Annotated in this window: 6 protein-coding genes and 1 pseudogene; all 7 read right to left on the bottom strand. The window is 33.7% G+C overall.

Annotated elements, in window-relative coordinates; translation table 11 throughout:
- Positions 1-22: 22 nt before the first annotated feature.
- Positions 23-526: a DUF1643 domain-containing protein gene (locus KA858_RS04550; protein ID WP_031920589.1), complete on the bottom strand. Its 504-nt coding sequence runs from the start codon at positions 524-526 to the stop codon at positions 23-25.
- A gap of 14 nt (positions 527-540) precedes the next feature.
- Positions 541-852 (bottom strand): DUF960 family protein, encoded by a 312-nt coding sequence (locus tag KA858_RS04555; RefSeq protein ID WP_031920590.1) that lies wholly within the window; start codon positions 850-852, stop codon positions 541-543.
- Positions 853-936: 84 nt separating this feature from the next.
- Positions 937-1,287 carry an SAUGI family uracil-DNA glycosylase inhibitor gene (locus KA858_RS04560; protein WP_204168103.1) on the bottom strand — a complete coding sequence of 117 codons (351 nt, stop codon included), beginning with the start codon at positions 1,285-1,287 and terminating at the stop codon, positions 937-939.
- Between the two features lie 570 nt (positions 1,288-1,857).
- Complete coding sequence (locus KA858_RS04565; protein ID WP_025907478.1) at positions 1,858-2,592, bottom strand: glucose 1-dehydrogenase; 735 nt, start codon at positions 2,590-2,592, stop codon at positions 1,858-1,860.
- An 87-nt stretch (positions 2,593-2,679) separates the two neighbouring features.
- A complete protein-coding gene (ccrB, locus tag KA858_RS04570; RefSeq protein WP_210135131.1) occupies positions 2,680-4,308 on the bottom strand; it encodes a cassette chromosome recombinase CcrB in 1,629 nt (542 codons plus the stop codon).
- A gap of 20 nt (positions 4,309-4,328) precedes the next feature.
- Positions 4,329-5,678, bottom strand: a complete 1,350-nt coding sequence (ccrA, locus tag KA858_RS04575; protein ID WP_129407195.1) for a cassette chromosome recombinase CcrA — start codon at positions 5,676-5,678, stop codon at positions 4,329-4,331.
- A 178-nt stretch (positions 5,679-5,856) separates the two neighbouring features.
- Positions 5,857-6,659, bottom strand: a pseudogene (locus KA858_RS04580) (cassette chromosome replicative helicase); the annotation flags it as partial.

A 6,659-nucleotide genomic window follows, 5' to 3' on the forward strand; every position in this document is an offset into this window, starting at 1 on the left:
CATCTTTGCCAACTTACGTTCTTTATTTCAATGTCCATTTTTGACGTGCTTTAGGGTTGAGTGGATGCATAATTTCATTTGTTGCTGGATTTATGAGTTTTTTAACTTTCTTTTTATGAGGTTTTAACATTTCCATCACTTGTTCGACACGGTCGATAACAACTGGTCGCTTCGCATAAGCACCATAAGCTAGAATGACTGTGTCACTCTCACTAATCGCTTTCATCAAGTGAATGTTTGTGTGCTCATCGTATGGCTCTTTGATATGTTTAAGATTTTCAGGTGTTTTGATATTAGAGAATAGATTTACAAGATATACAGCGCCATATTGTTCAGAATTTGCTAATTGGTTGAGGATAAGAACTGTTGTAAGATCGAGTGATAATACGCCGTCTAAATGAGGATACATCGTTATCACTGTACATGCGGGTTTGTTTTTATCCCAAGTCTTTTTGAGTAAGTAACGATGTTGTTCATCGTCGCTAAAAGTTGCTTCTGTGTGTATGGTGCTTTTGATTGTATTCATAGTATTCACTTCCTTTAGTATTCTTCCGGTAGTAACATGACATAATAAGAAAGGTCTACATCATCTTCTCGGATAATGTAGACCTTATTAATATTGATAGCTTTTGAATAATTTGCCTTATGAATTTTTACGTACTCTGGACGTTCTTGCTTATGTTTGATATATAATTGATTATTGTGCATATTGAACTGGAATATATGAAAATAATCCAATGATTCATTGTCATCGAATTGTTCATGTTCTCGTTGAGCTACGAGCTTCCATAATTGTTGCTGCAACATTGTTGGCAAGTAATTGGCAATACCACGTGTAATATAACGTTCCATGCTCATTTCTCCTTTTCTATATCTTTCATTATTGTAATAACTTCTGTAATGACTGTGACGCTTATCTGAGCTATGTGTATCCATTTATTCATTATTATGATTCTCCTTTTCAAGTAAGTGTCTTTGATCTAGTAGTGGCATAACTGTGTTATGAAGATATAAGAAGTCCATATCGTTTGTTTCATCAATATAACCAATCGCAATAAGTTGTTTTTGATAGTAGAGAATGAAAGGGTAGATATTACTTTCGTGAAGTGTATCAGAGTAGTAGGTGTAGGTTTGAAGTATTTTATTACTGAGTGGCCCAAGCCTTACATATTGGTCAGGTAAGATATGATCAGCGATTTCCTCGATAGATTCACATTCCCACTTTTCATCTTTTGGCAGTTTGAATAAGTTGGTTATATAGTGCTTGAGTTGTTGTTCTAGTGTCATCATTATGACCTCCTAATGTGTTTGATAGATGTATGCATGCGATACATCATTTTGATAATATAAGTTTGAAATAATGTTTGTTTCACTTAGAAATCCCACTGAAATACAGAAAATATCCCAATAGAAAATCATCACAATTGTTGATATGACAAGGAAATCCCATTATCCCGCTCATTTCTCGGGAAATATAGCTATATATTTATATATGATTTGAATTTGTAGATGTCAGTACGACTTACTTTTTCTTTTTATATTATCTATTTATAAATAATAATGGGATTTCGGGATTACGCTTGCGTAATCCTTATCCTACATGTATTTATCAAATCCCATTGTTATCCCGTTGGTTTATCATGATGGGATGTTCTTTCGTCATTCAATATAAGCTATAAATTGAATCATCAATGATATATATATCGAAATTTTCTATTAGTTGAGTGTTATTGGATGACGAAAGGACAATAAGTATAAATTTAACTTGTTTAAGGAAAAAATAAAGGCGAAGTGCTCCTCAGCACTTCGCCTAAAATTTATTCAAGAGAACTATTTATATTTTAATTGATTTATCATTTATAGTGCAGTAATACCACCATCTATAACAAATTCTGATCCTGTAGAATAAGAAGCATCGTCAGACCCTAAGAAACATACAAGTTTAGATACTTCTTCGGGTTGCGCAACTCTTCGCATTGGAATTGTTTTTTCGAATTCTTTAACGGCTTCTTTAACATCGTCTTGTTCTAACATTGGTGTTTTTATAACACCTGGGTGTACTGAATTAACTCGAATATTGTATGGAGACAATTCTCTAGCCGCAGCTTTTGTCATACCTCTGACCGCAAATTTTGTATCTGTATAGCCAATTGCACCACCAACAAGACCATTCATTGAAGAAATATTGATGATTGACCCTTGTTTTTGACTTTTCATAATTTTTGATACAGTTTTGATGCCTAAAAATACAGATACTTGATTAATATTTACAATCTTCATATAATCTTCTAATGATATTTGGTCAATTGTTTTATTGTATGTGATTCCTGCATTATTAACCAATACATCAATTCGATTCCATTTGTTCATAACTTCTTGAATGACATGATTCCAATCTGTTTCTTTAGATACATCATGTTTGATAAATAAAACATCGTCTCCAAGAGAATTAGCTGTTTTTTGACCTAATTCATCATTAATATCAGTTATCACGACTTTTGCGCCTTCAGCTATCGCTTTTTTGGCATGAAGTTTTCCCATACCTTGTGCACCACCTGTAATAACGACGACTTTATCTTGTAATTTTCCCATTTTAAAACATCCTTCCTCTAAATTAATATTGTTCATAATTTTATTGTATACCTAACTCAATCAAGAAGCTAAAAAAGTCACTTATACTTATATATGAATATAGAGTGTTTGAGATAAAAATAAAGACGAAGTGCTGAGGCGCACTTCGTCGATAGGGGTATTATGGAAGAGTTGTTTAGTGATTTCATGATTGAGTTTTAATGTGACATAGAATTGCTTTTTACGATGTTCGTCTTTACGAATATTTATTCGGTCAATGACTGTGAGATATAACGCTTTGAGTTGTGATTTATCCATGGATTCTACGTTTTGAAATATGCGACGTAAAACAGCGGATAGTTGTTTCGTATTATATGATGTTTTCTCTTGATTTTGTTGTTGCTTCAGTTGATTAATTTGATTCGTAATGTCATTGAGTTGTGTTTCATATTTATGGATTGTTTCTTTGAGTATTGTTGTTAAGTCTGGATTATCTTCGATTGTTTTAATCAAGTTGTCTAGTTTCGCATGGATTTCATCGTATTGTTGTTGTTTATAAGCGATATCATGGTTCAATGCACCAATATCGACTTTATTCTCTTGATTGACACGTTCTAAGACTTGGTTAATGACTTTATCACTTTTGACAATTTCGAGTATTTGATCCATGACGTATTTCTCAATCACATCAGCTCTAACACTATTCGCAGAACATACTTTTGAGCCTTTGTTTCGAAAGTTACTACAAGAATAATAGCGAATACGTTTCTTGGTACCATCTTTCAATGTGTTCGTTGTGTTACTAGCTGCCATTGGTGCACCACATTGTGGACAGTGAACGATGCCTGTTAATAGATTGGTTCCTTTACCATGAACTTGGGGCTTTTGACTAACTTGTTTTTTGCGTGATTGGACTTTATCCCATAGTTCTTGACTAATAATAGGAGGGTGTTTACCATCAGCTATAATAGGTTTATCATTCAGTCCTTTACGACGCTTTTCATTCCAATCTTTGTACTTCGCAAATTGAATTTTACCAATGTAGAATGGATTGACTAAGATATAGGTTATTGAATTGATGCTAAAAGGATTACCTTTTTTAGTAACATATCCTTTGTGATTGAGGGCATTGGCAATTTTACGATAACCATGTCCTTTGGCATAAGATTCGAATATATATTTCACGATATTCGCTTCATGTTGATTAATCATCAGTTCGTGTTTATTATCAGGTGTTTTGTCATATCCTAGAGGCAAATTCCCTTGATAGTAGCCTTCTTGTGCACGTCTAGTTTGGCCCATGAATACGTTCTCGACAATGTTATTGCGTTCAAATTCAGAGAAGCTTGCGAGTATTTGTAGCATCAGTTTACCACTACTTGTATTAACTTCCATACGTTCAGATAAGCTGAAGAATTCGACATTTTGACGATGAAGGTCTTCAACAATTTTGAGTAAGTCAGAAGTGTTACGTGCTAGTCGGTTTGTTTTGTAGACCATAACAGAATCGATCTTACCTTCGTTCGCATCTTTTAACAAACGTTGTAGTTCTGGTCGGTTCATAGATTTTCCAGAAATACCTCTATCCGCGTATACATCTACAACAACAAAGTTATTGAAATCACAATATTCTCGAATTTGATTGATTTGTCCATCGATACTATATCCTTCAGTACTTTGCATTTCTGTTGATACACGGACATAGATACCGACACGTTTTTGTTTGAGTTGTTGCATGATTTTTTCATCCTTTCTTATTAAGCAATCGATGATTGTACCGCTTGATTAACAATGTTTAGTGGCTCATCTTTTAAATAGATGCCGCTTAGTTTTTTATTTTTAGTAATATGAATGACATCAATAAAGGGATATAACATGTTTAACGTGAAACTTTTCTGTATAACTTTTTGTAGCGATGCTTTTATCCCAATATCACTTATTGGTTGTATAGGCTTATTCTGTAGGTTTATTGATTGAGATTGTTCTCTGAATGTTTCTACATCAATTGTTCCTTGTGCTAATTTTTCAATGAGCTTTTCATGAGTTAATGTGTTACTAGTATCATGCATCCTTTGTTTTTTGAGCTGTTTCTCAATAGCATGTTTGATTTTCGAATAGAGCTGTTGGTCTCGAAAGAATTTTTGGCAAGATTCTAAGACCTGTTTTTCTAGGTTTTCAGCGTTTATGCCTTTAAAGTCACATATGAAACGTGATGCATTCATGTTTTTAGGACAGACATAATAACGTAATGAATGATTGGTTTTTCTAATGGTCATGTTGGTAAGGGTTGAACCACAACAAGGACATTTTATTTTTTGTTTCAGCTGATTCTCTGAAGGTATACAGTGAAGTTGCTTCTTAATACGAATTGCTTGAGCATTTTTATACATTGCTTTACTGATAATAGATGGGAACATATTATCAAAAGTACCGTATTTGTTATTCACACGTCCACAGTAATTAGGGTTCATAATAATGTTACGTACTTGATAGGGTTTTCGGTTGATTAGCTTAGTATCTTCTTCTAGGTATTGCGCAATTTTTTTATAACCATAACCTTGTAGGTAGTAATGGAATATTGCCTTAACTGTTGGTGCTTCATTTTGATTAATTGTGAATGTACCATTGCGATAGGTATAACCAAATGGTGCATGTGTCGTGATGAGTTTACCTTGTCTAGCTTTTTCTTTAAGGCCATTCTTGACTTGTTCACCAATATTATCAGACTCTAATTCTGCGAGACTTATGAATATATTAAGTTTTAGGCGATCAAATGCTTTATCCATATCAAAATAGCCATCATGAACACTTAGAATATGAACATGATATTTTTGACAGAGTTTCATAAGTTTTAATGCATTTTTCAAATTACGATGCAGTCGATTTAAGCGATAACAACATAATACGTCACATTGTTTTTGTTGAATGCGTTCGATGACTTGTTGATAACCTGTTCGATTATCCGTTTTGCCTGATTGCTTATCACTATAAAAGGTGATGTATTGGATATTGTATTTTTTAGCGAGTGTTTGGATAGTTTGTTTCTGTGCAGTGAGTGATTGTTGCTTGGTTGTACTTTGGCGTAAATAACCAATAGCTTGTTTCATCGAGTTTCCTCCTTTCATCATGATAATATATATTTATGAACGAATTTATAGATGAGCCCAACACCAGTCAGGTGTTGGGCGATATGATTAGTCATCAGTGCGATTGATTTCTTCGATCACTAAATCAGCGAGTAATGTGATGAATTCGTCCATATGAATAAACCTCCAAATATTTAATTTATAATTCTAAATCATCATTAGCTTCTATTTCTCTGGCTTTTTTAACAAATTCATTCAGCAAATCTGGATTTGTATTACCGTCAAATTGTGGTGGTGTAAAAGGTTCAACATGAGCGTTTAAGCCTAAAATAGGTGCAAGTTCTTTATCCAATTTAAGATGGTAGAATACAATCGTTTTGGACTTACCATGGGAATCTTTGATACTGCGTTTGGTTGTCTTTCTCTTAGGATCAGATTGAATATGTCCTTTATCACGCAGCGCATCGATAACGTTATTCACATCTTGATATTGGTTTTCTTCCAACATACGTTTAAAGACATCTTTAAGGATTTTGACTTGAATACAATTATCCTTTAATTCAATAAGTCCATAATTTTCTACCATGGTTGATAATCTATTATCATCAGAAAATTTCCCTCTATTCTGTGCGACAAATTGCGTAATCGTTTCGAGCGCTTTATCAGCAAGAGACCGCTCACTTACTGAATTTGAATGGTAATTGAGTAAGTAATTTCTAATTGCCTCCAAATCAATAGGTGTCGCAATGACACGTTCTAATATACGAGCTGATGTCGTAATGGTAGCATAGCGCTTGAACATACGAATACCTGTATGACTCGTTTCATTTTCAAGTTTCGTTTTAAACCATTGATGTTCAGTATGGAACCATTGTATGACTTCTTGTTCACGATTGAGTAGGTACTGGGCGATTAACGGCATCACATGACCATAATTAGCTGAAGTTACCTTCTTAATTGCATCGGCATTATCAGCACTTGTCGTAAAAGCTTCTGATATTT

Origin of the sequence: Staphylococcus sp. GDX8P80P (genome assembly GCF_017893095.1) — a bacterium.
GTDB lineage: Bacteria > Bacillota > Bacilli > Staphylococcales > Staphylococcaceae > Staphylococcus > Staphylococcus borealis.